Genomic DNA, 25,694 nt, shown 5'->3' with positions numbered 1-25,694 from the left:
CCCGTCCCCCCTACTTCACTTCGAGCGTGAACTGCGCGGTGCGCACCTTGCCGCCCACCTGGTGGTCGAAGAACATCCGGTAGCGTCCCGGGCTCGGCGCGGCCAGCCAGAACTTCACGCCGCCGTTGACCAGCGCGGGCTCCGGGTGCACGTGCACGTAGGCCAGGTCCAGCTCGCGCAGCACCACCAGGTGGCCGAAGGAGCCGAGGTAGGGCTCCAGCGCGGCGGTCGCGCCGCCCTGCTTCACGGTGAACAGCATCGGCTGGCTGGCCCCGATCACCGGGGTGCCCTCGTAGCCGACGGTCAGCCCGTCGGCCGAGGCCGCGCGGGCCGCCGCGGGCAGCGGCTGCGGGCGGTAGTCACCGGCCACGGTGAGGTCGGTGCCGAGCGCGATCGCGGTCTGGGTGCCGCCCGCGCTGATCGCGGTGAAGTCGGCGTACGCCCGCCACAGGCCGGGTGCGGCCAGGTCGGCCTGCACGGTCCAGGTGCCGTCGGCGGCCATGGTCGGGTGCAGGTGCTGGTAGCCGGTCATGTCCCGGCGCACCACGACGAGGTGAAGCGGCTTGTCGTGCATCACCGCGAAGTTCACGACCGCCTTGCCGTCGGCGCCGTTGATCGCGAACTTGAGCTGCTGCGGGCCCGGCGCGGCGAACACCGTCGCCGCCGGGACCAGCGTGTAGCCGCCACTGCTCACGGCAAGGCCGCCGACCTCGGAGCCGGCGCTGGCCCCGGGGGCGTGCGCGTGTGCGCCGCCCATGCCCATGGCGTCCGGCGAGGCCGCCGGAGCCCCGGTGGTCGCCCCCTGGGTGGGGCTCTCCGCCGGGCCGAGCACCTTGCCGAGGGTGAAGCCGACGACCAGCGCCACGATCAGCCCGCCCACGAACATGCCGAGCTTGGTGCCCGCGGCGTCACCGGAACGACCCGCCGCCTGCGCGCGGAAGGTCCCGGACTGCGCGGGCACCTGCGGCTCGGCCTGCGTCGTCTGCTGCTCAGGCATCGACGCCGGCCAGCTGGTAACCCGCCTCGTCGACCGCGTTGCGCACCTCGTCGAGCGGCAGCACGGAATCGCTGACGACTGCGGCGTTGCCCGCGGCGAGGTCGATCTCGACCTCCTTCACGCCGGGCAGCGCGGTGAGCTCCCGGGTCACCGCGCTGGCGCAGTGCCCGCAGGTCATGCCGGTGATCTGGTATGTCGTCCGAACGGACATCGCGGTCTCCCTACGACCTATGACCGGACCAGGCGAGCGATCGCCTCGGTGGCTTCCTTGACTTTGGCGGCGGGGTCGCCCTGCCGGGCAGCGTCCACCACGCAGTGGTTGAGATGACCCTCCAGCAGCCCGAGCGCGACGGCCTGGAGGGCCCGGGTGGCGGCCGAGATCTGCGTGAGGACGTCGACACAGTACGTGTCCTGCTCGACCATCCGCTGCAGCCCGCGCACCTGCCCCTCGACCCGCTTCAGCCGCGCCAGCAGCGCCTGCTTGTCGTCGTCGTGGGCGTAACTGACCGGGGCCTTCTCGCTGCTCTCCACGATCTCACCATACCCCCTGGGGGTACCGGCGCCAAGACGCGCCGGGTGTCACTCGACACGTCGACCTGACCCCGGCTGCACCGATCATGCACTTTTGTCGTTATAGACCACGTGTCGAACTCCGCCACGCGGCGCCTCGTGTTATGGGCAGGCGCGACGCTGATCGCGTCGACCGTGCTCATGTCGGGCGCCGCGCACGCCGAACCGTCGAGCGCCGAGCTCGACCGCCAGATCCGCGCCAAGTCCGACCAGCTCGAGGTGGTCGTGGAGAAATACCACGAGCTGCGCGACGACCTCAAGACGACGGCCGCGCAGACCGGGGTCCTGCAGCGCCAGATAGAACCGTTGAAGGAGAAGATCACGCAGCGCCGGGGCGCCGTCGGGCGGCTCGCGGCCGCCGGTTACCGGTCCAGCCGGTCCATGTCGCTGTCGCTGCTGCTCGACGCGGGCACCACCCGCGACATCGTCGACCGGCTGCTGCTCATGAAGTCGTACACCCAGCACCAGCAACGCGAGATCGACGAGCTGGCACTCACCTCGGAGCGCTACGCCACCGCCCAGCGCACCCTGGACGCCCTGCTCGAGCAGCAGAAGAACCAGCAGAAGCAGCTCAGCCGCCAGCGCACCACGATCGAGTCCGCGATCGCGGATCTCAAGAAGCTGCGGGTCAAGGCGTACGGACCCACCGGGCGGCTGGCCCGCGCCGATGATCGGGCGAAACCGGCCGTGCCGCGGCTGGCCGGCGCGAGCGAGAAGGTCCTGAAGTTCGCGATGGCGCAGATCGGCAAGGACTACAAGTGGGCCGGCGAGGGCCCGGGCGGCTTCGACTGCTCGGGCCTGGTCGCCGCCACGTTCCGCACGATCGGCATCCAACTCCCGCACAGCTCCGGCCGCCAGCAGCAGCGCGCCCGCACCATCTCCCGCGGCCAACTGGTCCCCGGTGACCTGGTCTTCTTCTACCGCGACGTCCACCACGTGGGCATCTACCTGGGCGGCAACAAGATGGTCCACGCCCCCCAGTACGGCGAGCGCGTCCGCGTCGACCCCATCGACTCGCTCCCCATCAACAGCTTCGGCCGCGTGGTCCTCTCCACCCACTGACCCGCGCCCGACCCACCGCACCGATCGGCGCTCGGCCGCCCACCGCCCCCTCATAGACGGTGGCCTATCACATCGACTATCCGTGGATCGGACTCGATGAGATGGGCCACCGTCTATGAAAGGCGGTATCCGGGCGGGAGCAAGTGTGTCGTGCCTGGTGCTTGTGGGTGAGTGCTCAGGGGCGAGGGGGCGGGGTGACGGCGCGGCGGAGGGCGGTCAGGCGGGTGCCGAGGCCGGCCAGGCCGCCGGGGAAGAAGTAGACGGCCAGGATGAAGATCGTGCCCAGTACGAACAGCGGCTGGGACAGCGGCCCGGCCAGCACACCGGGCAGCGCGTCCACCGCGTCGGACCCGCCGAAGTCGGTCAGCCGGTGGTCCAGGTAGGTGAACAGCACCCCGCCGAGCACCGGGCCGAACCGGGTGCCCGGACCGCCGAGCACCACCATCACCAGTAGGGTCAGCGTCAGGTCCGACGACGCGACGTGCGGGGACGCACCCGCCGCCAGCAGCAGGTACACCACGCCGCCGAGCGCGGCGAGGGCGCTGGACAGGGTGAAGGACACCAGCTTGAAGCGGTACGGGTCCAGCCCCAGCACCCCGATGCGCCGCTCGTCGTCGCGCAGGCCGGCGAAGACGCGCCCGGTCGGCGACTGCGCCACCCGGTGCAGCACCACCACGACCAGGCCGAGGTACGCCAGCGCGATCCAGTACAGGTTGACCGTGTTGACGACGCCGACCAGCGCGCCGGGCAGCCCGGAGGCGTCCAGCGACAGGCCCTCCTCGCCGCCGGTCAGGCCGCCCGGGTCCCGGGCCACCAGGATCGCGCCGACCTGGCCGAACGCCAGGGTGACCATGGAGAAGGCGATGCCGTGCACGCGCAGCGCGACCGCGCCCAGGGCCGTCGCGACGGTGGTCGCGAACAGCACCGCCAGCAGCGCGGCCAGCGGCAGCGGGTAGCCGTACTTCGTGATGAGGATGTCGGTGCCGTACACGCCGAGCGCGAAGTAGAGCGCGTGCCCGAACGACAGCAGGCCGGTGCGCCCGAACAGCAGGTCGTAGCCGGCCGCGAGCCCGCCGAAGACCAGGCACAGCGCCAGCACCTGCAGCGCCCCGGGCGAGTTGATCGGCCCGTCGAACAGCCCCGGGATGGTGATCCCGCTGTACGGCAGGAGTACCAGCGCGACGAACGCGCCCACCGGCCAGAACCGTTTGAACAGCGCGGACGGGGTCGTGGTCATGCGGTCGCCGCCTTTCCGGCCAGGCCCGCGGGACGCCACAGCAGCACGACGGCCAGCAGCGCGACCACGCAGATGTCTCCGGCACCCGAGGTGCCGTAGTAGTTGACGAACTGCTGCAGCAGGCCCACCGCGACGGCGGCGACCGCCGAGCCGAGCACCGAGCCCATACCGCCGATCACGACCACGATGAACGCGAAGATCAGCAGCGAGGCGCCGCTGGTCGGCGAGACGCTGCCGAAGTACACCCCGGACAGCGCGCCCGCGAGCGCCGCGGCCGCCCCGCCGATGGCGAAGACCAGGGTGAACGCCTTGCGCACGTCGATGCCGAGCGCGGTCACCATCTCCCGGTTCTCCACCCCCGCCCGGATGATCAGGCCGTACCGGGTCCAGCGCAGGAAGGCCAGCAGCGCGCCGAGCACCGCCACCGCGGCGACGATCAGCAGCAGCCGGTCCAGCGGCACCCGGGCCCCGGCCATGGTGACCACCTGCTGGGTCCACGACGGGCGCGGGAACGGGCGCGGGTCCGCCCCGAAGCCGGCCTGCAGCGCGGCCACCCCGGCCAGCGACAGGCCGACGGTGACCAGCACCTGCTCGATGGTGCGCGAGTAGAGCGGCCGGATCATGACCAGCTCCACCAGCGCGGCCACCACGGTCCCGGCCAGCACCCCGAAGGCCACGGCGAGCACGAACCCCCACCCGTCGGGACCCGCGCCGGGCAGGTTGCCCGCGGCCCACCAGGTGGCGTACGCGCCGACGGAAAGGAACAGCCCGTGCGCGAAGTTGAGCACGTCGGCGAGCCCGAACACGAGCGACAGGCCCGACGCGACGAGGAAGTACAGCGCCGCCAGGCCGAGCCCGGTGACGGTCATCAGGACGATCGTCGACATCAGTGCCCCCCGGCAGCGTTGACGGCCAGCAGAGACTTGGTGAGCGCGGGGTCGGCCAGCAGTTGCTCGCCCGGCCCGGTCCAGGCGACCTGGCCCGCGGCGATGACGACGGCGTCGCCGGCGAGCCTGCGTACGACGGCGAGGTTCTGCTCGACCAGCAGCACCGGCACCGCCTGCGCGGCCCGTTCGAGGGCCTCGGCCACCTCCGTGACCACCTTGGGCGCGAGGCCCTTGGTCGGCTCGTCGATCAGCAGCAGCCGGTTGTGGTTGAGCAGCACCCGGCCCAGCGACAGCATCTGCTGCTGTCCGCCGGACAGCGAGCCCGCCCGCTGCTTCGCGCGCTTGGACAGCTCCGGGAAGAGGCTGAAGACCAGGTCGTAGTCGGGCGAGTCGGTGCGTTCGGCCAGCCGCAGGTTCTCCGCGACGGTCAGCCCGCCGAATACGCACCGGTCCTCGGGCACGAAGCCCAGACCGGCCTTGACCAGCGCGTGCGTCGGCCGGCCGAGGATCTCCTCGCCGCCCAGGCGCACCGAGCCGGTCGCCGTGCCGTTGCGCGGGGTCAGCCCCAGGATCGCACGCAGCGTGGTCGACTTGCCCACGCCGTTGCGACCCAGCAGCACGGTCACCCCGGAGGCTGCGACCTCGAACGACACGCCCTGCAGGATGTGCAGCCCCGCGATGCGCACCGACAAGTCCGCCACCTGCAGCAGGCTCGCTGTCCCGGCGTCGGCCGTCTGCGGCCCGGAGATCCGCTCGGCCGCTGCCACAGCGCCGTCCGGGTTCGTCGCGCCGGTCTCGCCGACGCGCTCGCCGGCCGTCACCGTGCCATCGTGGTGGGGCTCACCAGCTCGCTCTGCCATCACAAGCCCTCCCCCAGGTATGCCTCCTGCACGGTGGCGTTGGCCATCACCGCGTCGGGGGTGTCGCAGGCCAGCAGCGCGCCGTGGTGCATCACCGCGATGCGGTCGGCCAGGTCCAGGATCACGTCCATGTGGTGCTCCACCATGAGCACGCTGCGACCGCTGTGGGCGGTCAGGTCCCTGATCACCTCGACCAGCTCGGGCACGTCCTCCGCGGACACCCCGGCCATCGGCTCGTCGAGCAGCAGCACCGACGGCTCGCCCGCCAGCAGCAGCGCGATCTCGAGCTTGCGCTTCTCACCGTGGGCCAGCGTGCCCGCGAGCGCGTCGCCGCGTGCGCCGAGCCCGACCGTGGCCAGGCACTCGTCGGCCCGCGACGCGACCTCGCGGTACGCCGCCGCGCGCCGCCACAGCGCCATCGAGCCGCCCCGGTGCGCCTGCACCGCCAGCCGCACGTTCTCGCGGACCGACAGGCTGCCGAAGACCGATGAGGACTGGAAGGTGCGGCCCAGGCCGCGCTGCGCCCGGCGGTGCGGGGCCAGCGTGGTGATGTCCGCGCCGTGCAGCAGCACCCGGCCGGCGGTGACCGCGCGCAGGCCTGAGATGAGGTTGAACAGGGAGGTCTTGCCGGCCCCGTTCGGGCCGATCACGCCGAGGAACTCACCGGCGTGCAGCTGCAGGGACACGCCGTCGACGATGGCGACCTCACCGATACGCCAGGTCAGCGTGTCGGTGGCCAGCACGGCGGCGGTGGCTTCTGGGGAGCCGAGGCCCCGTCCGGGCCGCTGGTGCGGCGCGGGCGGAGCCTCGGTCATACCCGGGGAGGGGTGGTCCACAGGTCAGGACTTCATCGCAACGGCGGGCGGGGTGACGTCTTCCGGCGCCAGCTCCTTGACCAGCTGCGGCTTGGCAGCCGGGCCGGAGCCCACGAGCTTGACCTGGAACATCGGCTGGATCATGGCGTGGTCCTCCTTGCGGATGGTCATCTTGCCCTTGACCCCGTCGAAGCTCCAGCCCTCCAGCGCGGTGACCATCTTCTCGACGTCGTCGCCGCCCTCGGTGATCGCCCGTACCACCATCTGTGCGGCGTTGAAGCCGTCCGGGCTGAACAGGTCGAGCCCGCCACTGATCTTCGCGGCCGCCGCCTTGGCGGCGTCGTTGCCGGTCGCGCCGTCGAAGTAGTGCGACAGGAAGGAGATCTTCTCGCCGGCCGCGCCGAACACCGGGTACGACGCCTTCTGGTCCAGGCCGGTCACCACGGTCGTGCTGCTGAGCACGCCCTGCTGGTCCAGCGCGCCCCACATGGCGGTGGCGGTGGTGCCCGCCCAGGCCACGAAGAGCAGGTCCGGCTTGGCGGTGTTGACCTGGCTGGCGAACGGGGTGAAGTCGGTCGCGCTGGCCGGGACCAGGATCGCCGAGACCTTCGCGCCCGCGCCGCCGATCACCGCGGTCACCGCGGCCTCGTTGGCCTTGCCGAACGCGCTGTCCTGGGCGAAGACGACGACCTTCTTGTCCTTGGCGTCGCCGATGAACGACTTCGCGGCGAGCACGTCCTGGTACGACTGGCGGCCGGAGCGGAACGTGTAGCGGTTCACGCCGGTGATGCCGTCGGTGGCGGCCGGGCCGGAGATGAACAGCGTCTTGTCCTGCGCGGCGACCGGCGCGACCTGCAGCGCCACGCCGGAGGAGGCCGACCCGGCGAGGATCTTGACGCCCTTGCCGATCAGGTCCTTCGCCGCGGACACGGCCTTGGCCGGGTCACCGGCGTCGTCGGCCTCGAGCAGCTCGACCGTCCGGCCGTTGACCTTGTTGGTGCCGTTGGTGGCCTGGGCCAGACCGGCCTTGAAGCCGTCGATGTACTGCTTTCCGTAGCTGGCCAGGGCGCCGGACTGGGAGTAGACCAGGCCGACCTTGACCGGGGCCCCGTCCCCGCCCGTGCCCTGCGCGGCCTCCTGCGGGCTGCTGCAACCGGCCGCGGCCAGCAGGGCGGCGGCGACCGTCGAGGCAACGAACACCCGCCGGGACAAACCGGCATTATCTGCAAAACTGTGCAGTCTGCTGCGCTCGCTCACTGCATCTCCTCGTTGAGTGATCTGCTGATGCCGCGAGGCCGCTCTGTTGATGCGGTGTTTCCGAAAAGAGTCACCTCGGGGTCGCGGACCACGCTAGAGAGACACCTCACAGGCGGCCATGTGGGCCGGACCCACAACGACCGCCGAGGCGATGTAGCGCGCAGCTAGAGGACGGACAGGTGAACGTGGTTGGTGTGGTCGCCGGCCGGGTCGTCCCCGCAGCTGCCGCCCGCGGAGCGATACGTCTTCCAGCCCGATCCGGCCAGCCAGATCTTGCAGTACCAGATCACGTACATGACACCGAGCCGGCTCGCGTTCTTCACGAAGAAGGAGGCCAGCTTGTCGCCGTAGAGCTTGTTCGCACCCTTGGAGGAGAAGTTCTTGAACCCGTCCGGCTCCGAGGAGAAGTCGCAGGCGCGGCCCTTGGGATGCTCGTACATGTCGCCGGAGCGGTAGCAGGAGACGTAGTAGTGGAACCACCGCTGAGCCTGCTGCAGGTTGTGCAGGGTGCGCGGCGTGATGCAGCCGTTCGCCGGGGTCGGGTCGTTCACGGTGCAGCCCTGCGACGGCCAGCTGCCGTCGGAGTTGCGCTTGGCCGGCGCGGCGGTCGGCGCGTACGGGTCGACCCAGCCGGTGGTGGTGTACCCGCCGACGGCCGACAGCGCCCGCTCGGTCGCCGCGCGCAGCTTCGCCATCTCCGCGATCTGCTTGGCCTGCTCGCGCACCCGGCCGTCGATCTCCGCCTTGGTGCTGTCGATCTCCTTGCGGGCGGTGACCAGCTCGCTGATCCGGGCCTCGTCGCGGGCCGTCATCTTCTCGAGCGCGGCGGAGCGGGCCAGGAAGGCGTCCGGCGTGTTGGCGTTCAGCATGACGCCGATGACGCCCAGCCGGCCGGCCTTGTAGGCCTCGGCCGCGTACTTCTGCACCCCGGTCTTGGCGCGCAGGTAGCGGTTCTCCGCCAGGACCAGCGTCTTGTTGAGGGCGGCCTGCTCCGTCTTGGCCTTGGTGAGCAGGCCCTCGGCCTCGAGGTACTGACCGGCCGCGCTCTCCAGTGTCTGGCGCAGCTGCGCCACCTTGGTCGAGGAGATCTCGTTGGGCTCGGCTTGCGCGGCCGCGGGGAACGCGGTCACGAGCACCGCTGCCGCCACGGCGATGGCGATGGCCGGCACGAAACGCCGGCGAGGGCGCACCGTCAGGGTCACGTGGATCCTTCCGTCTCACGCCGCGAAGGGAAGGAGCTGGGGGTGCGCGCGGCGGCGGCCGCCACGGGTGTCGGGGGCACCCGCAGACGCGCGGCCGCGACGCAGATTACCGCAGCGGCGCGCCGACAGGAAAGTTGTTCATGCCAGCAACACGCTGCGTACCAGCCCAAACACCGCATCGTCACGGCACACGACGAGACCGTTGCGCGGGTGCACCGGGTCGTAGTCGGCGCCGTCGAAGTGCCGGACCACCCCGCCGGCCTCGCGCATCAGCAGCGCTCCCGGCGCGTGGTCCCACGGCTTGGCCCGCCAGAACAGCGCGAAGTGCCGCGTCTGGCGCAGCAGTTCCGGATACTCCCGTGCCGCGCAGCGCAGCCCGGGGACCGCCTCGGAGAGGTTCGGCAGCCGGGACACCACCTGCTCGCGCAGGTCCGGCGGCAGGTACTTGGTCATCACCGCGCCGCGCAGCTGCTCCGCGCCGACCGGGGTGTGGTCCAGCACCATTCGGACGCCGTCGACGTAGGAGCCGGCACCGGCCTCGGCCGCGGCGACGGTCCCCGGGACCGGCTCGTAGATCACCGCGAGCACCGGCACGCCACCGCGCATCAGGGCGACCATCATGCCGAACGGTTCCTGCCCGGCGGCGAAGTTGCCGGTGCCGTCGATCGGGTCGATCAGCCATACCGCGCCGTCGTCGTCCAGCCGGGTGAGCACATCCGGGTCGGCCGCGACGGCCTCCTCGCCGACCACCAGCGAGCCCGGCAGCAGCGCCGCCAGCCGCGCGGTCAGCATGACCTCGGCCTCCCGGTCGGCGACCGTGACGAGATCACCGGGGCTCTTCTCGACGATCTCCCCGTCGGCCAGGTTGCGGAACCTCGGCAGGACGACCGCCTCCGCGGTGTCCCGCAGAATCTCCACAATCCGGTCAATCATCGCCACGCCCCGATCCTGATGGGTCTATGATCGCCTAATGTTCGCACGGAGGACGAGTCGTCTCATCGCCACTGCAGCGCTGGCTGTCGCGCTCACCGGCGGTGCCCTGACCGGTTGCAGCGGCGAGGGTGCGACCAGCACCTGCAGCACGACCGGCTGCACGATCACCTTCGAGCGCAACGTCACCAACGCCAAGATCTCGATCCTGGGCGTGGAGGTGCAGCTCGTCAGCGCGAACCAGGACTCGGTCACGCTGAAGGTGGCCGGCCAGGAGGTCACCGTGCAGCGCGGCGACGGCGTACAGGTCGGCGACTTCACGGTGAAGGTCAACGAGATCACCGACAGCCAGGTCGTGGTCGAGGTCTCCCGCGGCGGAAACTGACCGGCACCTGCGCCGACCCCCGCCCGCGACAGGGTCCCGACGGGTTAATCTCGTACCCGTCCGGCTGCGCCAGCAGCCAAAACCCCGGCGCGGAGCGCCCCGGCACACGGTGGTCGACAATGACTGGCAACCCCTCCACACCCCCCGTTTTCGTGCACCCGAGCGCCGATGTCGAGGAAGGCGCCCAGGTCGGCGCCGGCACCAAGATCTGGCACCTGGCCCACGTACGCACCAACGCGACCATCGGCGCCGGCTGCGTGATCGGCCGCAACGTGTTCGTCGACACGAACGTCGTGATCGGCGACCTCGTGAAGATCCAGAACAACGTCTCGGTCTACCACGGCGTCACCATCGAGGACGCGGTCTTCGTCGGCCCGTGCGTGGTCTTCACCAACGACCTGCGGCCGCGGGCGCAGAACCTGGACTGGCAGATCACCCCGACGCTGATCAAGCGGGGGGCTTCGCTCGGCGCCAACGCCACGATCATCTGCGGCACCGTGATCGGCGAGCACGCGATGATCGCGGCCGGTTCCGTGGTCACCAAGGACGTCGCGCCGAACCAGCTGGTCGCCGGCAACCCGGCCCGGCACCTGGGCTGGGTCGACGAGAAGGGCCAGATCGTGTCCCGCGACGCGGAGCGGCCCGCCGGCCTGTGACGGCGGCCGGAGCATGACGACCCGCACCGCACGCCGCCGGCCACCCGGGTGGTCGGCGGCGTGCGGTGCGCGCGAATCAGCCGGACAGGCCCGCGATGACCGCGGACACCAGGCGCGGCACGTAGTCGGCCGGCACCGGGTTACGGGTGACCGCGAGGTGCCAGTAGACGGGGCCGACGATCAGATCCACCGCCACGTCGGGATCGGTGCTCGCGGGCAGCTCTCCGCGCTCCACGGCGCGGCCGATGATCAGCGCCCCGATCTCGTGCTGGTTGGCGCGCAGCGCGTGCTGCAGCTTCTCCCCGATCTGCGGATTGCGGGCCGCCTCGGCCAGCAGGTCCGGGATCACCTGCGAGGCCAGCGGATGCCGCAGTGCCCGGGTGAGGATCTGCAGGAAGATCACCAGATCACCCTGCAGGGTCCCCGTGTCGGGCAGCGGCAGCTTCTGGCTCGCGAGGCCGGACACGATCTCCAGCACCATCTCGAGTTTGGAGCCCCACCGGCGGTACACGGCGGTCTTCGCCACACCTGCGCGACGGGCCACCGCCTCGATCGACAGCCGGCCGTAGCCGACCTGGGCAAGTTCCTCCACCACCGCGGCCTGGATCGCCTCGGTGATATCCCCTCTCAACACAGCCGCCCCCGCGGGGGCGCGCCTACTCTCTGCCAGCACGTGCATACGATAGCGCAGCGACGCGACGGTTGCGTCGCGACGCACGGCCGACTAGCATCACGTTTACGTCGATACGGTGGCGTCTCTTCCTCGACGTCGGCTACCGTGTGTGACCGCCACTCATCCCCAGTCTGGAGATCGGAGCCCGTACCATGGCAGAAGCTGTGGTGACAGAGCCTTATCCCGCCCTCGCACCAGCCCAGCTCGCGGCCCGTCACGGCCTGCGCGCCGCGGGTGAGCGGCCGGGTCTGCGCGAGTACGCACGCTCGCTGTGGGCCTACCGGCACTTCATCGTCGCGTTCGCGAATGCACGCAACGTCGCGACGCTGACCACGGCGCGACTCGGGCAGCTCTGGCACGTACTGACCCCGCTCACCAACGCCGCGGTGTATTACCTGATCTTCGGTGTGATCCTGGGCACCAGCGACCGGATCGAGAACTTCGTCGCGTACCTGTGCTGCGGCATCTTCATCTTCGGCTACACGTCGGCGGTGGCCTCCGCGGGCACGGTGTCGATCACCGGCAACCTGAACATGATCCGGGCGCTGCAGTTCCCCCGGGCCAGCCTGCCGCTGTCGGTCACCATCACCCAGCTGCAGCAGCTGCTCGCCTCGATGGCCGTGCTGATCGGGATCGTGCTGGTCACCGGCGAGCCGCCGCGACTGGCCTGGCTCACCCTCGTGCCGCTGCTGCTCCTGCAGACGGTCTTCAGCGGCGGCCTGGCCATGCTGCTGGCCCGTCTCGGCTCGAAGATCGTCGACCTGAAGCAGATCATGCCGTTCGTGCTGCGTACCTGGCTCTACGGCTCGGGCGTGTTCTACAGCCTGACCAGCGCGACCGACAACATGCCGACCTGGGCCTCGACGCTGCTGCACCTCAACCCGATGCTCGTCTTCATCGAGCTGGCCCGCGAGGCGCTCATCACGACCACTCCGCCGTCGCACTTCTCGGTGGCCTCGATGTGGGCCGTCGCCTTCGGCTGGGCGCTCGTCATGGGCGTGGGCGGTTTCCTCTACTTCTGGCGTGGCGAGAAGGAGTACGGCCGTGGCTGACACCAAGATTCCCACCGTCGTCGTGGACGACGTGCACATCGTCTACCGGGTGCACGGTGCGGCCAAGGACAGCTCGCCGCTGGGCGCCCTGCGCCGGATCGCCTCCCGCGGACCGTCGGCGACCGTACGCGAGGTGCACGCGGTCAAGGGCGTCAGCTTCACCGCGCACGAGGGCGAGGCCGTCGGGCTGATCGGCACCAACGGCTCCGGCAAGTCCACCCTGCTGCGGGCGATCGCCGGGCTCCTGCCGGCCACCCGCGGCGCGGTCTACACCAAGGGCCAGCCGTCGCTGCTCGGCGTGAACGCGGCCATGATGGCCGACCTCTCCGGCGAGCGGAACGTGGTGCTCGGCTGCCTGGCGATGGGCATGCCCAGGGGCGAGGTGCGCGCCAAGACCCAGGAGATCATCGACTTCTCCGGGATCAACGAGCGCGGCGACTTCAGTTCGCTGCCCATGCGCACCTACTCCTCGGGCATGTCGGCCCGGCTGCGGTTCTCGATCGCGGCCGCCAAGAAGCACGAGGTGCTGCTCATCGATGAGGCGCTGGCCACCGGTGACGCCAAGTTCCGCAAGCGCAGCGAGGACCGCGTCCGCGAGCTGCGGGCCGGCGCGGGTACGGTCTTCCTGGTCAGCCACTCCCTCAGCTCGGTCCGCGACACCTGCGAGCGGACGATCTGGCTGGAGTCGGGCGTGATCCGGATGGACGGGCCGACCGATGAGGTCCTCGCCGCATATGAGGAATTCAGCACCGCCAAATGAGTCTCAGCAGCGACTATAGAATCGGATTCGCCATCGGTGCGGGTCCGTTGAACAGCACGGAAAAGGAAACGAGGAGGACCCCTTGAACGGAAAGCCCATCCCCCCGGCACGACCGGTGATCGGTGAGGCCGAGATCGAAGCCGCAGTGCGCGTTCTGCGCAGCGGCATGGTCGTACAGGGCCCGGAGGTCAAGGCGTTCGAGGACGAGTTCTCGACCCTGGTGGACGGCCGTCACGGCGTGGCGGTGAACTCGGGCACATCCGCCCTGCACCTGGCGCTGATCGCGATGGGCGTCGGCCCCGGCGACGAGGTCATCGTGCCCTCGTTCTCCTTCGCCGCCTCCGCCAACGCGGTCCGCCTGGTCGGCGCCGAGCCGGTCTTCGCCGACATCGAGGCGGGCAGCTTCTGCCTCGACCCCGACGCCGCCGCCGCCGCGATCACCCCGCGCACCGTCGCGATCATGCCGGTCCACCTGTACGGCCACCCCGCCGCGATGGACCGGATCATGGCGCTGGCCGAGCGCCACGGCCTGGCCGTCCTCGAGGACGCCTGCCAGGCCCACGGCGCCGCGCTGAACGGCACCCCGGTCGGTGCGTTCGGCATCGCCGGCACGTTCAGCTTCTACCCCACCAAGAACATGCACTCGCTCGAAGGCGGCATGATCACCACTGCCGACGCCGAGTTCGCCCGCACCCTGCGTCTGCTGCGCAACCAGGGCATGGAGCAGCGCTACGCCAACGAGATCGTCGGCGCCAACATGCGGCTCACCGACGTCGCCGCGGCGGTCGGCCGGGAGCAGTTCAAGAAGCTCCCGCAGTGGACCGAGCAGCGCCAGGCCAACGCCAAGTTCCTCGACTCGCGGATCACCGCCGTGGTGACCCCGCCGGTCGCGGACAACGCCAAGCACGTGTACCACCAGTACACGGTCCGGGTCGCCGACGGTAACCGCGACGCGGTGCAGCAGGGCCTGACCGAGCTGGGCATCGGCAGCGCGGTGTACTACCCGACGCCGATCCACCGCCTCAAGCCGTACCTGACGGCCGACGGCAAGGTCAACCCGGCCTGGGACCTCCCGGAGACCGAGAAGGCCGCCGCCGAGGTGCTCTCGCTGCCGGTCTTCCCGTCGCTGACCGCCGAGGAGCTGGAGTACATCGCCGACGGCGTGAACACCGTGGCGGGCCGGCTGTGAACACCGAACGCAAACTGCGCGCCGGACTCATCGGGCTCGGCGCGATGGGCCGCAACCACGCCCGCGTGCTGTCCAACCTGGCCGGGGTCGAGCTGGTCGCGGTCGTCGACCCGATGGGCGACACCACCGGCACGCTGCGGGCGCCCGTGGTCCCCACGGTCTCCGAGCTCATCGCGCTGGGCATCGACTACGCGGTGATCGCCTGCCCGACCGCGCTGCACGAGGAGATCGGCCTGGAGCTGGCCGCCAACGGCATCTGCGCGCTGATCGAGAAGCCGCTGGCCCCCTCGATCGACGCCGCCCGGCGGCTGGTCGACGCCTTCGAGAAGGCCGGCCTGGTCGCGGGCGTGGGTCACATCGAGCGCTACAACCCGTCGCTGCAGAACCTGCGGTCCCGCCTGGAGGCGGGCGAGCTGGGCGAGGTCTTCCAGGTGGTCACCCGCCGGCAGGGCCCGTTCCCGCACCGCATCGCCGACGTGGGCGTGGTCATGGACCTCGCCACCCACGACATCGACCTGACCAGCTGGGTCACCGGTCAGTCGTACGTCTCGGTGTCCGCGCACACGGTCTTCCGCAGCGGCCGTCCGCACGAGGACATGGTGGCCGCGGTGGGTCAGCTCGCCGACGGTTCCATGGTCAACCACCTGGTGAACTGGCTCAGCCCGCTCAAGGAGCGCTCCACGGTGATCACCGGCGAGAAGGGCTGCTTCGTCGCCGACACGCTCACCGCGGACCTGACGTTCTATGCCAATGGCGCGATCACCACCGAGTGGGAGGCGCTGCGCTCTTTCCGGGGTGTGGCCGAGGGTGACATGATCCGGTTTGCCATCCCGAAGCGGGAGCCGCTGCTCGTCGAGCACGAGCGCTTCCGTGACGCGGTGGAGGGCAAGCCCAGCGACATCGTGACACTGCGGCAGGGTCTGCGTACGGTCGAGGTGGCTTCGGCCGTACTCGAGTCGGCGAAGACCAAGTCGACGGTTCGACTTCCGGAAACGATGTAGTCGGTGGCGGACCCCACTGGCTGACCCGACAGTGACGCCGATGGCCCACCAGCGAACCGCCCGAAAGGGCTGCGTTGGCGGGCCATCGGCTTGATGATTTTCTGCTCACGGAGGACCGAATGACATCCCAGGCCAGGCAGCCGCGGTTGGTCGTGGTCGTCGCCAACGACATCAGAGGAGATTCGAGGGTCCAGAAGACGGCGATCGCGGCGGCGCGGGACGGCTGGGACGTCACGGTCGTGGGCAGCACCGACGCCCACACCCTCGAGAAGACGACCATGGGTCCGCTGAAGGTGATCCGGGTCCCGGCGGCCAGGCCCAAGACGCAGACCCGCCTGGGCCGCACGGCGGAACGGCTGGCCCAGACCGGCAAGGAAGCCGACAACCGGTCCCGGTCCCGGGGCGTCGCCCGCGTCGGCGACCTGGGCATGCGCTTCGCTCGCCGGGTGGTGGGCAAGCTGCGCCACGAGGTCCACCAGATGCGCGCGCGCCGTAGCTCGCGCGTCGCGCCGACCGGCGACTGGCGCCGGGACTGGCCGCCCCTGGCCCAGCTCGACAAGGCGTTCGGACCGGTCATCGACGACCTCAAGCCGGACCTGATCCACGCGAACGACATCGCCACCATCGTCATCGCGGCCCACTCCGTCGAACGGCTGCGGGCCCGCGGGCTGAACTGCTCGTGGATCTACGACGCCCACGAGTACATCCGCGGCGTCCAGTGGCCGACCCGCCTGCAGGCCAGCGCGTTCACCGGCGCCGAGCGCGAGTTCATCTCCGCCGCCGACGCGGTGGTCACGGTGTCCACGCAGCTGGCCGAGATGCTGCGCACGGACTACCAGCTCGCCGAGACCCCCGTGGTGGTCGGCAACTCGCCGGTCCGCGAGATCATCGCGCCGACCAGCGAGAAGAGCCTGTCCGTACGCGCCCTGTGCAACCTCGACAACGACGTCCCGCTCATGGTGTACGCCGGCTGGCTGGGCAAGGAGCGCGGCCTCGACACCGTCATCGCGGCGATGCCGAAGCTGCCCGGCTACCACCTCGCGATGGTGGTGGGCCGGTCCAATCCGCTGCTGAAGCAGCTGCTCCTGCAAGCGGAGACGCTGGGTGTGCGGGATCGGATCCACCTGCTGCCCTACGTGCCGCAGTACGAGGTGGCCGCCTACCTGCAGTCGGCCGACCTCGGCCTGATCCCGTTCCTGAAGGTGCCGAACTGCGAGATCTCGCTGCCCACGAAGATCTCGGAATACCTGCACGCCCGGCTTCCGCTGGTCACCAGCGACGTCAAAGTGGTCCGCGCCTTCGTCGAGGAGCACGGCATCGGCGAGGTGTTCCCGTCCACGGACGTCGACGGTTTCGTGGTGGCCGCGGAGAAGGCGTACGAGCAGCGCGCCGTGCTCTCCGCGCGGATCAGCGAGGCGATCCTCGACGACCTGTCCTGGGAGCACCAGAGCAAGGCGCTGCTGCGGCTGTACCGCAGCCTGTCGGCGCGCGTGCCCACCGCACCCGCCGACATCCCGTGGGACGTGCAGGAAGATCCCGCGCCGGTGGACCCTCTGCTCGTCGGAGACTGGCGGGAGATCGGGGACACCCGGGTCCGGCTCGGCCTCGGTCCGGCCAACTACGCCGGACAGGGCGCGGCCTTCGCCAAGGCGATCTGCCGGGAGATGACCGACGTCTCGGCCGAGGTCGTCATGGTCCGGCAGCCCGACTCCTTCGGCTTCCCGGCCAACGTCTACCTCGACGTGAACCGGCTGGCCGACTTCAACGTGCAGTCACAGCAGGTGCACCGGGTCCTCGGCCGCTACACGCACGTGCTCGTCGATGCGTTCATGCCGGTCTTCGGCCACCTCAACGGCACCACCATCGAAGGCGACCTCGCCATGCTGGGCCGCGCCGGCATTCAGGTCGCGATTCTGGCCCACGGCAGCGAGATCCGCGACCCGCGGCGGCACCTGAGGAATCACGAGTTCTCGCTGTTCCGGGACGCTCCTGAGGGCATCGCCGCCCAGCTGAGCAAGCGCACCCAGCGCAATCAGAAGATCGCCGAGTCGTGCGGGCTGCCGCTGTTCGTCACCACGCCTGACCTGCTCGAGGATCTCCCTACGGCGACCTGGACGCCGCTCGTCATCGACGCCGACGCCTGGGCCTGCGACCGGCCGGTGATGGAGCGCCAGCGCCCGATCGTGATGCACGCGCCGTCCAAGCGCTGGACCAAGGGCACGGACCGGATCCTTCCGGCGCTCACCAGGCTGCACAAGCGGGGGGCCATCGACCTGCGGCTCGCCGAGGGCATCCCCTGGGAGCAGATGAACGAACTGGTCAAGGAGTCCGACATCGTGCTCGACCAGTTCACCACGGGCGCATACGGCACGCTCGGCTGTGAGGCGATGGCTGCGGGCAAGCCGGTGGTCGCGTACATCAGCGAGCGCGTGGCCCAGGCCGTCGGCCCGGACCTGCCCATCGTCTCGGCGACGCCGCACAACCTGATCAGCGTGCTGGAGTCCATGCTGGACGACCGGGCCGGCACGGCCCGGATCGGCGCGGCCTCGGCCAGGTTCGTGCGCGAGGTCCACGACGGCCGGCGAACCGCCGCCGTGCTCTCGACGTTCCTCCGCTAGCACATCGGCCGGAAGTCGCGGCCCGGTGGCGCACCTCGCCACCGGGCCGCGGCCGTTCGGGGGGTGGTCGTCGGGCACCCCCACCGCCGGCCCACAGACGGCTACCATCCCCCCAGCCACACCACCATGTCGCCCCCCACGGCAGGAGCACCCCCATGTCCCAGTTCCGGCGTCGCGCCCTGCTGGCGGCACTGGCCACGGGCCTGGCAGGCGGAACCGTCTGGGCCACCGGCTGGCCGGGCATCCGTTTCCCGGGCGGCCGTGCCGCCGCCGGCCCTGCGCCGGCCCCCGCCAGCCGGAAGCGCAAGGCGGTCGCCGACGACGGCTGGAAGATGACCAGCCCGGGCATCCGGGCGTCCTCCGACAAGCGGCTCGACATCACCGGGTACGCCTCGGCGACGAGCGTGAACGTCGGCGAGCGGATCGACTTCCACGTCTCCGTCGCCGATCCCGGCCGGTACCAGGTGAAGGTCTACCGCATGGGCTACTACGGCACCGCGGGCGCGGGCCTGGCAACCACCAGCCCCATGCTGGACGGCGTGACGCAGGTGGTCCCCGCACCGCAGCCGGGCTCCGGCACGATCGTGTGCGACTGGCCCGCGTCCTGGGGATTGACCATCCCGGAGGACTGGATGTCCGGCCACTATCTCGCCGTGCTCACCAGGGAGGACGGCCGGCGCAGCTACGTGCCCTTCGTGGTGCGCGACGACGACCGTCCGGCCGAGCTGTGCGTGGTGGTCCCGACCACCACGTACCAGGCGTACAACCTCTGGCCGAAGGATCAGCGCAAGGGCAAGAGCCTCTACTACGGTTACGCGCTGAAGGCCGCGACCGCGGGAGCGCCGCCCACGAGGGGGCTCGACCCCGACTCACGTGCCGTGGAGGTCTCCTTCGACCGGCCGTACGCCAACGCGGGCAGGCCGGCGAACGTGGAACTGGACTGGACCTTCGCGTCGTGGGCGGAGGAGGCCGGTTACGACCTCGTCTACGCCACATCCCAGGACCTGCACGCCGGGCGGATCGACCCCACCCGCTACGCGGGCCTGGTCTTCCCCGGCCACGACGAGTACTGGTCGCGGGAGATGCGGCAGCACGCGACGGCGGCGCCGGCCGCCGGGACGAGCCTGGTCTTCCTGTCCGCCAACAACGTCTACTGGCACGTGCGTCTGCCCGAGGCGACGGACGGGCGGACGGGACGGTTGCTCACCTGCTACAAGTCGAGAGGCGACGAGCCGGGCGAGCGGGCGGACCGCACCTGCCGCTGGCGCGACGAGGCCGGCCCGGGCGATCCGGAGCAGCGCCTGCTGGGTGTGCAGTTCAACGGGATTCCGGTCGCCCCGGCGCCGCTCGTGGTGCGGGGCCAGGACCACTGGTTCTGGGCCGGGACCGGGGTGCGCGACGGCGACACGATCGACGATCTGGTCGCCGGCGAAGCCGACGGGGTGGATCCGGACCTGCCTGACGGGCCGCAGCAGGTGCTGTCGTCCTCGCCGTATTTCATCGTCGGCGGCGAGATCAGGATGCAGAACACCAGTCTCATCGAGACGGCGAACGGCGCCCTGGTCTTCGCCGCGGCGTCACTGTTCTGGCCGCGATTCCTGTCGCCGCAGGGTGATCCGAGGATCCGCCGCGTCACGGCGAACCTGCTGGATCGGGTCGTGGCGAACCGGCGATCCCCTCGTGCCTGACCCCTCGGCCCGCGCGGCGGGCGTTCAGCGCTCGCGCGCGGCGCGGGCCTGAGGTCCCGTCCGGCTGGGGTGGTCGGGCGCTTCCTGGATGTCCAGCAGCAGCGAGTTCACCACGAGATGAATGCCGACGAGGCAGGGCGCGACCGCGAGCAGCACGGTGCCCGCGCTCGGGGTGACTCCGTCGAAGAACCGGACGACGGTGATGTATGCACCGATGAGGCCGCCGACGGTCAGCAGCGCCGACCCGCTGAGGAAGAGCAGCGCGATGGGGGAGAACGAGCGCAGCACGTGCTTGACCACCATGCGGCGCCAGAAGCCACGCCACAGCAGCCAGGAGATGCGCGGGATCACCTTGTGCAGCTTCATCCCGGAGACCTCGGTGCCGTAGCGGGCGGGCACCGGCACGTCCTTCGCGCGCACGTCGGCGATGTTCAGGTTGATCAGGAGATCGTTCTCGAACTCGTAGCGCTGGGCGATCGAGTCCAGGTCGATGCGCTCCAGGGCGTCGCGGGAGATGGCCGTGTATCCGTTCTGCGGATCGAACAGGTGCCAGTAACCGGATGCCGCCTTCGTCATGAACGACAGGATGACGCTGCCGAACACCCGCAACTTCGGCATTCCCTGGAAGGAGTTGCGCGAGTAGAACCGGTTCGCCTTGGTGAACTCGACGTCGTCCGCGGCGATCGGGTCGAGCAGGCGGGGCAGGTGCGCCGGATCCATCTGGGCGTCGCCCGCCATGACCACGCTCACGTCCGCCTTGAGCTCCAGCGCCAGTCGGTGACCGTCGAGGATCGACCCGCCGACGCCGGTGTTGCGCTCGTGGCGGATCAGCGTCACCCGCGGGTCACCGACCGAACGGGCCCGCTGCGACGTCTCGTCGGTGCTGCAGTCGTCGACCACGATGATGTGATCCACGAAATCGGGCATAGTGCTGATAGTCGTCGCAATCAGGGCTTGTTCGTTGTGTGCAGGCACCACAACGGCGACGACGAGTTCCTTGTACACAGCCCACTCCTCAGCCACGGCAACGATTTTCGCCGAGTAGCCCCGACCGGCCGCCATGCTACAGTGGCCCGCGCAGCCTGGGTACCCACCGTTTCCGGGAACACAGCGCCCCATCCCCAGCAGCCGGCGAGACCGGCGTTTCGACCGGCGCCTGCCGCAGGAGTCCGCAGTGATCAGGCATTTCTTTCGCCACAGCGCTGTGCGCTATCTCACCGTCGGCGGGCTGAGCTATGTCACCGACGCCGGTGGACTCTGGCTCCTGCACGGTGTGCTGTCGGTGCCGCTGGGTTTGGCCGCCACGCTCGCTTTCCTCGGCGCCTTCGTCGTCAATTTCGGCTTGAACCGCAGCATGGTCTTTCCTTCGGCCGGACAGGGCAATCCGTTTTCCGCGCAGTTGGTCCGATATGTGCTACTCGTCATCGCCAACTATCTGCTGACGCTGGTGCTGGTGCTGGGTCTCACCGGCATCGGCATGAACTACCTGGCGGCCAAGACCTTCGCCGTGGTGGTCATCGCCGTGGGCAACTACTTCGCATACCGGCACTGGGTCTTCGCCGGGCGGCTTGTCGGGGGGCATTCATGATGAGACGTTGGGCAACCGCCGTGGCCGGCGGCGTTCCGGGACGCTTCTGGGCCGTCGCGTTCGTGATGTACGTGCTGGTCTACTGGTTCACGCACGAGAACCTGAAGATGTGGTTCGGCGACTCGCTGTACTACACGTCGATGACGATGATGAGCGCCGGCCACCCGTACGCCGACGCCATCGATCTGACCGGCGCCTACTTCAACGATCCGAACATCTGGCGGCTCGACCGCGGTTACAGCAACCCGGGTTTCTACGACCTCATCAAGCCACGCGTGGTGTACGTATGGCTGTCCACACCGTTCGTCTGGCTCATGGGACCGAGCGGGATGTACGTCGTCCCCGCGATCTGCGGCCTGATCACGATCGTGCTGCTGCTGCGCTTCTTCGCCCGGTTCTGCTCGCCGACCCTCGCGACCGCGTTGGTGGTCCTGCTGATGACCACCAACCAGTTCTGGTTCTATTCGACCGGTATCTACACCGAGACGCTCTGCGTCCTGTTCATCGCGGTTCTGCTGTACCAGCTGCCTTTCCGCGGCCCGGTGGCACGCTCGAACCTGGTGGGTATCGCGGCTGTCATCGTGCTGCTCACCTTCACCCGGCAGATGACGGTGGTCCCGGTCGCGATGGTGCTCGGGGGCTGGCTCTGGTCGGCGATCCGGCACCGCAGGATTCGCACCGACTGGTTCGCGCCCGCCCTGACGGCGCTCGGCATCGGGCTGGCCGCCCAGGTCACGATGATGGTGATCGCGCCGTTCAACGCGCTGCGCCAGTTCACCATCAACACCGGCTACGCGGGCAACCCCCGGGGTGCGCTGCTCAATCTGCCCAACCTCGCCTGGGAGACGCTGGGCGCGGAGATCTGGTCGTATCGCGTCAACGTCGCCGGACTCCTGCTGTGGGCCGCGGCTCTCGCGGCCGGTTTCTTCCTGTGGCGGTCCGAAGCCGCCGGCGTGTACTTCGGCGGGCTTCTCAGCAGCTTCGCCTTCAACCTGCTGAACGGGACCATGACGGCGCAGCGCTACCTGTACCCGATCGTGCCCGCCTGCCTACTCATGATCGCCCTGGCCGTGCACCGGATGGGCCAGACCCGAACGCCGGAACCGGACCCCGCACCGCCGGCCGACAGCGGCGACCGACAGCTGGTCGAGGCGGCAGCCTGACCGGGCGGCGCTCGCCGGGCAGACTGCGTCGAGCACCAAGATCTGTCGTGGCGCCGATGTGACGTACACTCCTCAGCGTCTTGCCGTCGATGGAACATGGACGTGGCGATCATGCGGATGGACGACGTCGCAGAGGTCGGTGCAGCTCGCGGCCGAGTGGTGATGCTGGTCGACAACGGCGTCAAGGGCGATTCCCGGGTCCAGAAGTCGGCACGCTCGGCGGCCGAGGCCGGCTGGGACGTCGTCCTGCTCGGCCGGGCGCCCGGCGCGAAGCCCGTCACCTGGGCTGAAGGCGACGCCCAGGTGCGCCTGCTGCCGATGCCGCAGCCCCGCAAGCTCTCCCAGCGTGCCCGAGGCTGGCTCAAACGGCGGCTGTCCCGTCTGAAGAGCCGCGCCAAGGCCCCGACGCCGGCCGCGACGCCGCCGGCCGGCCAGGCCGCCACCCCGGCGGCCCCGGCCAAGGCGCCGACGCCGCGCCCCGTGGGCGGTGCACGGGCCGCCGTCCAGCGGACCCGTCGCGACGCTCGGCGCGGCTGGGACCGGCTGTGCCTGGTGGTGCTGTCGGGGGTGCTGGGCGACCGCGCCTGGCGCCGGCTCGACCCGCAGCTGTGGCACTTCGAGCGCGTCTACGGCCCGGTGATCGACTCCCTGCGGCCCGATCTGATCCACGCCAACGACTTCCGGATGCTCGGGGTGGGCGCGCGCGCCGCAGCCCGCGCCCGCGCCGCCGGTCGGCCGGTGAAGCTCGTCTGGGACGCGCACGAATTCCTGCCCGGCATCAACCCGTGGATGGACAACCCGCGCTGGCATCCCGCGCAGATCGCGCACGAGCGGATGTACGCCTCACATGCCGACTCCGTGGTGACGGTGTCCGAAGGCCTGGCCGAACTGCTGCAGCAGGAGCACAAGCTGCCTCGCCTGCCCGACGTGGTGCTCAACGCACCCGACGGCGACGAGGCCGGGGCCACCATGGAGGCACCCGCTGAGCTGCGGGAGCTGTGCGGCATCGGCGCGACCGCGCCGGTCGCCGTCTACAGCGGCGCGGCCGCTCCGCAGCGCGGCCTGGGCATCATGGTGGAGGCTCTGCCGCAGCTCGCCGGGACGCACGCCGTCTTCGTCGTTCCCCGGCCCGACGCCCCGTACATGCAGCAGCTCAAGACCCGGGCCCGGGAACTCGGCGTCGCCGAGCGGGTGCACGTCCTGCCGTACGTGCACCACCAGCAGGTGGTCCGGTTCCTCTCCGCCGCCGACGTCGGCGTGATCCCCATCCACCACTTCCCCAACCACGAGATCGCGCTGATCACGAAGTTCTTCGAGTACTCGCACGCCCGGCTGCCGCTGGTGGTCAGCGACGTGCGGATGATGGCGGAGACCACGCGCTCGACGGGCCAGGGCGAGGTCTTCCGCGCGGAGGACCTGGCCGACTACGTCCGGGCGATCAGCGCGGTGCTGGCCGATCCCCAGCGCTACCGGGCCGCGTACGACAAGCCCGGCCTGCTGGAGACCTGGACGTGGGAGGCGCAGGCGCGCATCCTCGACGAGGTCTACACCCGGCTGCTGCCCGGCCACCCGGCGAGGAACTCGACCACCCGCTCGGCCGCGCGGCCGTCGCCGTAGGGCAGCCCGCGCGGCGCGGCGGGGGCGGGGCGGGTGGCGATGTCGGTCCACTCCTGCGCTCCCAGCGCCGACGGCCGCGGCACGAGGCGGTTCCAATCGCCCTCGAGGGTCTCGATCCACTCGGTCTCGGTCCGCAGCGTGGTGCACGGCCGGTCGAGCAGGTAGGCCTCCTTCTGCAGGCCGCCCGAGTCGGTGACCACGCCGACCGAGCCGAGCACGGCCGCGACCATGGCCGCGTAACCGAGCGGAGTGCCCACGTGGACCGCGCCCTGGGCGAGCTTGAGACCCTGCTCCCCGGCCTTGGCGACCAGCCGCGGGTGGGCGAGTAGCGCGACCGGCAGGGGCAGCGCGGCCAGCGACGCGATCAGCTCGGCCAGCAGCCGGGGGTCGTCGGTGTTCTCCGCGCGGTGCAGCGTGGCCAGCAGGTACGGCTGGTCGGGGTCGATGCCCGGCGACAGTTGCGGACGGGGGTGCCCGCCCGCGCGCACGGCGTCGCGCATACGCAGGCAGACGTCGACCATCACGTCGCCGGCCAGCACCGACTTGGCCGCCAGACCCTCCGCGGCAAGGTGGCGCATCGCCTCCTCGGTCGGCGCCAGCAGCAGGTCGGCCGCGTGGTCGGTGAGGACCCGGTTGTGCTCCTCGGGCATCCGGCGGTTGAACGAGCGCAGGCCCGCCTCCAGGTGCGCCACCGGCAGGTGCTGCTTGACCGCGCTCAGCGCGCCGGCCAGCGTCGAGTTGGTGTCACCGTAGACGAGCACCCAGTCGGGGCTCTCGGATGCGAGCACCGGGTCGAGGGCGGCCAGCGTGTTGCCGGTCTGCACGCCGTGGCTGCCGGAGCCGACGCCCAGGTGCACGTCCGGGTCGGGGATGCCCAGGCCGGAGAAGAAGACGTCGGAAAGGTTGACGTCGTAGTGCTGGCCGGTGTGCACGATCACATGCTTGTGGTCCGTTTTCGCGAAAGCAGCGGCGATCGGAGCGAGTTTGACCAGCTGAGGACGTGCCCCGACGATGCTGACTACCTTCATGTCGGGTCTCTCCTGAAGTTCGAGGTGCGCCTGGGGGGCGGCTGCGTTCGAGCCGACACGTACGATACGTGGCCCGCCCGGCTTCGCCAAAGATCGACAATGACGACCCCGCCCGCGGCCAGCAGCCGAGGCCACAGGGTTGGCCGCCTGCCCGCGGACCGTCGGCCCCGTCCGGGGCCATACCGTAGACTCCACCGGAATCCGAGGACTGCCACCGGTGCGAGGACGGCGGGGACCCTGCCGGCCGTTTGCCGCCGAGCCCGGCCCCTGGCACGATGGACCAGCTCATACGCCGTTTGCGGCCATGTGACCTTGAGGAAGAAAAGACAGCGATGAAGATCTGTGTGGTTGCCCTGGGAAAGATCGGCCTCCCGCTCGCGGTGCAGTTCGCCGCCAAGGGCCATGAGGTCATCGGCGCCGACGTCTCCGAGCGGGTCGTCAGCCTGGTCAACGACGGCG

General features: G+C 70.4%; 26 protein-coding genes. 13 read left to right on the top strand and 13 right to left on the bottom strand.

Annotated elements, in window-relative coordinates; all coding sequences use genetic code 11:
• Nucleotides 1-10: 10 nt before the first annotated feature.
• From FLL47_RS20125 to FLL47_RS20115, 3 genes are read right to left on the bottom strand one after another with little or no spacing between them, the layout of a single operon-like run.
• Nucleotides 11-997 carry a hypothetical protein gene (locus FLL47_RS20125; protein ID WP_246158284.1) on the bottom strand — a complete coding sequence of 329 codons (987 nt, stop codon included), beginning with the start codon at nucleotides 995-997 and terminating at the stop codon, nucleotides 11-13.
• Nucleotides 990-1,208 carry a heavy-metal-associated domain-containing protein gene (locus tag FLL47_RS20120; RefSeq protein WP_144122093.1) on the bottom strand — a complete coding sequence of 73 codons (219 nt, stop codon included), beginning with the start codon at nucleotides 1,206-1,208 and terminating at the stop codon, nucleotides 990-992. The genes FLL47_RS20125 and FLL47_RS20120 overlap by 8 nt, the downstream gene beginning before the upstream one ends.
• A gap of 17 nt (nucleotides 1,209-1,225) precedes the next feature.
• Complete coding sequence (locus tag FLL47_RS20115; RefSeq protein WP_144122092.1) at nucleotides 1,226-1,528, bottom strand: metal-sensitive transcriptional regulator; 303 nt, start codon at nucleotides 1,526-1,528, stop codon at nucleotides 1,226-1,228.
• 111 nt (nucleotides 1,529-1,639) lie between these two features.
• Here FLL47_RS20115 and FLL47_RS20110 point away from each other — a divergent pair, with 111 nt between their 5' ends.
• Nucleotides 1,640-2,629: a C40 family peptidase gene (locus FLL47_RS20110; protein WP_144122091.1), complete on the top strand. Its 990-nt coding sequence runs from the start codon at nucleotides 1,640-1,642 to the stop codon at nucleotides 2,627-2,629.
• Between the two features lie 175 nt (nucleotides 2,630-2,804).
• Here FLL47_RS20110 and FLL47_RS20105 read toward each other — a convergent pair whose 3' ends face one another.
• The 7 genes from FLL47_RS20105 to FLL47_RS20075 all read right to left on the bottom strand — a co-directional run bounded on the left by FLL47_RS20105 (nucleotide 2,805) and on the right by FLL47_RS20075 (nucleotide 9,820).
• On the bottom strand, nucleotides 2,805-3,866 hold the full coding sequence (locus tag FLL47_RS20105; protein WP_144122090.1) for a branched-chain amino acid ABC transporter permease: 1,062 nt from the start codon (nucleotides 3,864-3,866) through the stop codon (nucleotides 2,805-2,807).
• Nucleotides 3,863-4,753 carry a branched-chain amino acid ABC transporter permease gene (locus FLL47_RS20100; RefSeq protein WP_144122089.1) on the bottom strand — a complete coding sequence of 297 codons (891 nt, stop codon included), beginning with the start codon at nucleotides 4,751-4,753 and terminating at the stop codon, nucleotides 3,863-3,865. Before FLL47_RS20100 ends, FLL47_RS20105 begins: the two co-directional genes overlap by 4 nt.
• Nucleotides 4,753-5,613: an ABC transporter ATP-binding protein gene (locus FLL47_RS20095; RefSeq protein ID WP_144122088.1), complete on the bottom strand. Its 861-nt coding sequence runs from the start codon at nucleotides 5,611-5,613 to the stop codon at nucleotides 4,753-4,755. Before FLL47_RS20095 ends, FLL47_RS20100 begins: the two co-directional genes overlap by 1 nt.
• Entirely contained in the window at nucleotides 5,613-6,356 is a 744-nt protein-coding gene (locus tag FLL47_RS20090; RefSeq protein WP_144122357.1) for an ABC transporter ATP-binding protein, read from the bottom strand. The genes FLL47_RS20095 and FLL47_RS20090 overlap by 1 nt, the downstream gene beginning before the upstream one ends.
• Before the next feature lie 96 nt (nucleotides 6,357-6,452).
• Complete coding sequence (locus FLL47_RS20085; protein ID WP_246158283.1) at nucleotides 6,453-7,640, bottom strand: substrate-binding domain-containing protein; 1,188 nt, start codon at nucleotides 7,638-7,640, stop codon at nucleotides 6,453-6,455.
• 209 nt (nucleotides 7,641-7,849) lie between these two features.
• Nucleotides 7,850-8,887 (bottom strand): coiled-coil domain-containing protein, encoded by a 1,038-nt coding sequence (locus FLL47_RS20080; protein WP_144122087.1) that lies wholly within the window; start codon nucleotides 8,885-8,887, stop codon nucleotides 7,850-7,852.
• A 138-nt stretch (nucleotides 8,888-9,025) separates the two neighbouring features.
• Complete coding sequence (locus tag FLL47_RS20075) at nucleotides 9,026-9,820, bottom strand: inositol monophosphatase family protein (protein WP_144122355.1); 795 nt, start codon at nucleotides 9,818-9,820, stop codon at nucleotides 9,026-9,028.
• A 37-nt stretch (nucleotides 9,821-9,857) separates the two neighbouring features.
• On the opposite strand from FLL47_RS20075, the gene FLL47_RS20070 reads away from it, so the two are divergent.
• Nucleotides 9,858-10,202 carry a hypothetical protein gene (locus FLL47_RS20070; protein ID WP_144122086.1) on the top strand — a complete coding sequence of 115 codons (345 nt, stop codon included), beginning with the start codon at nucleotides 9,858-9,860 and terminating at the stop codon, nucleotides 10,200-10,202.
• A 119-nt stretch (nucleotides 10,203-10,321) separates the two neighbouring features.
• Nucleotides 10,322-10,858 (top strand): acyltransferase, encoded by a 537-nt coding sequence (locus tag FLL47_RS20065; protein WP_144122085.1) that lies wholly within the window; start codon nucleotides 10,322-10,324, stop codon nucleotides 10,856-10,858.
• A gap of 76 nt (nucleotides 10,859-10,934) precedes the next feature.
• On the opposite strand, the gene FLL47_RS20060 is transcribed toward FLL47_RS20065, so the two are convergent.
• On the bottom strand, nucleotides 10,935-11,531 hold the full coding sequence (locus FLL47_RS20060; RefSeq protein ID WP_144122084.1) for a TetR/AcrR family transcriptional regulator: 597 nt from the start codon (nucleotides 11,529-11,531) through the stop codon (nucleotides 10,935-10,937).
• A gap of 152 nt (nucleotides 11,532-11,683) precedes the next feature.
• Here FLL47_RS20060 and FLL47_RS20055 point away from each other — a divergent pair, with 152 nt between their 5' ends.
• From FLL47_RS20055 to FLL47_RS20030, 6 genes are all read left to right on the top strand, one after another.
• Nucleotides 11,684-12,583, top strand: coding sequence for an ABC transporter permease (locus FLL47_RS20055; RefSeq protein ID WP_144122083.1), 900 nt, complete (start codon nucleotides 11,684-11,686; stop codon nucleotides 12,581-12,583).
• On the top strand, nucleotides 12,576-13,343 hold the full coding sequence (locus tag FLL47_RS20050; RefSeq protein WP_144122082.1) for an ABC transporter ATP-binding protein: 768 nt from the start codon (nucleotides 12,576-12,578) through the stop codon (nucleotides 13,341-13,343). The genes FLL47_RS20055 and FLL47_RS20050 overlap by 8 nt, the downstream gene beginning before the upstream one ends.
• Nucleotides 13,344-13,425: 82 nt before the next feature.
• Nucleotides 13,426-14,532 carry a DegT/DnrJ/EryC1/StrS family aminotransferase gene (locus FLL47_RS20045; protein WP_144122081.1) on the top strand — a complete coding sequence of 369 codons (1,107 nt, stop codon included), beginning with the start codon at nucleotides 13,426-13,428 and terminating at the stop codon, nucleotides 14,530-14,532.
• The gene (locus FLL47_RS20040) at nucleotides 14,529-15,533 is read left to right on the top strand and encodes a Gfo/Idh/MocA family protein (RefSeq protein WP_144122080.1); all 1,005 of its coding nucleotides are present in this window, start codon (nucleotides 14,529-14,531) and stop codon (nucleotides 15,531-15,533) included. The genes FLL47_RS20045 and FLL47_RS20040 overlap by 4 nt, the downstream gene beginning before the upstream one ends.
• 119 nt (nucleotides 15,534-15,652) lie before the next feature.
• Entirely contained in the window at nucleotides 15,653-18,151 is a 2,499-nt protein-coding gene (locus FLL47_RS20035; RefSeq protein ID WP_144122079.1) for a glycosyltransferase, read from the top strand.
• A 155-nt stretch (nucleotides 18,152-18,306) separates the two neighbouring features.
• A complete protein-coding gene (locus FLL47_RS20030; RefSeq protein ID WP_222106122.1) occupies nucleotides 18,307-19,839 on the top strand; it encodes a N,N-dimethylformamidase beta subunit family domain-containing protein in 1,533 nt (510 codons plus the stop codon).
• A gap of 24 nt (nucleotides 19,840-19,863) precedes the next feature.
• Here FLL47_RS20030 and FLL47_RS20025 read toward each other — a convergent pair whose 3' ends face one another.
• On the bottom strand, nucleotides 19,864-20,901 hold the full coding sequence (locus tag FLL47_RS20025; RefSeq protein WP_281286738.1) for a glycosyltransferase family 2 protein: 1,038 nt from the start codon (nucleotides 20,899-20,901) through the stop codon (nucleotides 19,864-19,866).
• A 112-nt stretch (nucleotides 20,902-21,013) separates the two neighbouring features.
• On the opposite strand from FLL47_RS20025, the gene FLL47_RS20020 reads away from it, so the two are divergent.
• From FLL47_RS20020 to FLL47_RS20010, 3 genes are all read left to right on the top strand, one after another.
• Nucleotides 21,014-21,427 (top strand): GtrA family protein, encoded by a 414-nt coding sequence (locus tag FLL47_RS20020; protein WP_186315806.1) that lies wholly within the window; start codon nucleotides 21,014-21,016, stop codon nucleotides 21,425-21,427.
• The gene (locus tag FLL47_RS20015; protein WP_144122076.1) at nucleotides 21,427-22,590 is read left to right on the top strand and encodes a hypothetical protein; all 1,164 of its coding nucleotides are present in this window, start codon (nucleotides 21,427-21,429) and stop codon (nucleotides 22,588-22,590) included. The genes FLL47_RS20020 and FLL47_RS20015 overlap by 1 nt, the downstream gene beginning before the upstream one ends.
• Nucleotides 22,591-22,701: 111 nt before the next feature.
• Nucleotides 22,702-24,207: a glycosyltransferase family 4 protein gene (locus tag FLL47_RS20010; RefSeq protein ID WP_425457742.1), complete on the top strand. Its 1,506-nt coding sequence runs from the start codon at nucleotides 22,702-22,704 to the stop codon at nucleotides 24,205-24,207.
• Here the strand turns inward: FLL47_RS20010 and wecB are convergent.
• Entirely contained in the window at nucleotides 24,135-25,235 is a 1,101-nt protein-coding gene (gene wecB / locus FLL47_RS20005) for a non-hydrolyzing UDP-N-acetylglucosamine 2-epimerase (protein ID WP_144122075.1), read from the bottom strand. The two genes, FLL47_RS20010 and wecB, sit on opposite strands and share 73 nt — an antisense overlap.
• 332 nt (nucleotides 25,236-25,567) lie before the next feature.
• Here wecB and FLL47_RS20000 point away from each other — a divergent pair.
• Nucleotides 25,568-25,694, top strand: a 127-nt coding sequence (locus tag FLL47_RS20000; protein WP_144122074.1) for a hypothetical protein, incomplete at its 3' end; no start/stop codon positions are given.

This window comes from Catellatospora sichuanensis, assembly GCF_007483665.1.
Lineage (GTDB): Bacteria > Actinomycetota > Actinomycetes > Mycobacteriales > Micromonosporaceae > Catellatospora > Catellatospora sichuanensis.
This window is presented reverse-complemented; position numbering and strand designations above follow the sequence as displayed.